This window comes from Desulforegula conservatrix Mb1Pa (genome assembly GCF_000426225.1).
GTDB classification, from domain to species: Bacteria; Desulfobacterota; Desulfobacteria; order Desulfobacterales; family Desulforegulaceae; genus Desulforegula; species Desulforegula conservatrix.
Genome location: NZ_AUEY01000181.1, coordinates 1 through 1,289 on the forward strand (window position 1 = coordinate 1; position 1,289 = coordinate 1,289).

General features: G+C 40.7%; 1 protein-coding gene. It reads left to right on the forward strand.

All coding sequences use genetic code 11. The features are described 5' to 3' along the window. The first annotated feature begins 308 nt into the window (after positions 1-308). Positions 309-971, forward strand: a complete 663-nt coding sequence (locus tag K245_RS0121720; protein ID WP_027360829.1) for a hypothetical protein — start codon at positions 309-311, stop codon at positions 969-971. The last annotated feature ends 318 nt before the right edge of the window (positions 972-1,289 follow it).

Sequence of the window (1,289 nt, forward strand, 5' to 3'; positions counted from 1 at the left end):
TTCAATCTCCAAAGTTCTAACAAGTCGCCCAAGCTGACGCCGACACGCACCGATTTCACCAGCAAGGCAGCGGCGGCGCAGCTTAGCTCACCGTTGTAGCACCGAGCAATTTAAGTATTCTTGTTCCGGTAAAAAAGCTTTCGCTTTGGCGATGTTGTCTTAAATTCGGCGTTGCCAACATTTTTGGCCTCCGGGTCACAGTTTCAAAAAGGCCAGAATTCGTTTAAACAGCTGCTTTCGCTTGACAATGTTTTCTCAATCGGTTGGCAGCATTCTTATTAAATATGAAAGTGATGGAGATTTTTAAGATGAACCTTACGGAAGATGCTAAGTATTTAGCAGCGGCTCAAGAATTATCAACAAGGATGTTACTTCGAGATGCGGCTTTAATACTACCTGTAACTATTTCAATAGCTTTATTTGGTGTAGCCTTTTCAACCACTCCCGGAAATATGAAACATATTTTGTTAGCAATTCCCTTTTTAAGTTTTTTTAGCAGCAAGGTATTCCGTTATCATGATGGAAATATCGGAAAGCTATCTTTGTTTATGGCTTCGCTGGAAAATAAATCAGAGAATTTAAGCACCGATTGCTGGCATTCAAAAAAAGGTGGCGGGCAGTCTTTGGCTCATAATTTGGGTACTAAAACATTCAGAATCGCACAGCATTCAATATTTGCTGGCATTCCATTTTTGGCAATATTGTTGTGGGTATCTGATATTAAAGACTGGAGTAGAAATATAAATTTTGTACTTGTTGGCATTACAATAGTTGTGGCAGTGTTATCAATAATAGAGTCCTTCAGGGCGCATAGAGAACGGTCTGTCCAATCAAACAAAAAAAACCTGAAAATGAATGATTATAAAAAATATTTGCATAACAAATGCATTAACGCTGACTCTCTAAATATAGCCGGTTATGCCCACGTTGTAACTCTTTGCAAACTCTATTTTTTCAGGTGTCCGGCATAAAAAGCTTTCACACTGGCGACGTTTTCGTTAAATTCAACGTTGCCAGCGCTTTTGCGCCTTCGGGCCGCAGTTTCAAAAGACCATAGTTTATCCAGCTGCTTTCGCTTGGCAATGCTTTTTTAATCGATTGGCAGCTTTTTTTAAGTTGGCTATGTCGCTTTTCATCGGCTTCAGTGGGCTACAACAAGTCGCCCAAGCTGACGCCGACACGCACCGGTTTCACCAGTAATTCCATTTCTAAATCAAGTATGCAATAATAGCCGCAAAAGACATGGAGGCGGCAATGGCAAGAAAAGCAAGTGGAATAGAGATACTTGA

Coding starts and splice junctions, on each gene's coding strand:
- K245_RS0121720 (WP_027360829.1), top strand. CDS start 309: ATGAACCTTACGGAAGATGCTAAGTATTTAGCAGCGGCTCAAGAATTA.